The following is a 246-nucleotide window of genomic DNA, read 5'->3' as shown; positions in this document are numbered from 1 at the left end:
TGCCGCTGTCGCTGGCCCGGCAGGTCCGCGAACAGCGGCAACGGCAGCGCGGCAAGAAAATCTATTCGTTGCACGCGCCGGAGGTCGAATGCATCGGTAAGGGAAAAGCTCACAAGCCCTACGAGTTAATGGCATGGACCACGCCCGCTCCCAGCGGCAACGTGGAGTCCGGCGGGGCAACAGCAGGAGCGCAAGCCATGTCGAATACGAACATTGTCACGATCGGTATCGATCTCGGGAAGAACA

The 246-nt window shown here is 60.6% G+C and carries 1 pseudogene; it reads left to right on the top strand.

The features are described 5' to 3' along the window. Positions 1-246, top strand: a pseudogene (locus AC066S_RS40100) (hypothetical protein); the annotation flags it as partial.

The organism is Bradyrhizobium sp. CFUWI (assembly GCF_056429085.1).
This window is presented reverse-complemented; position numbering and strand designations above follow the sequence as displayed.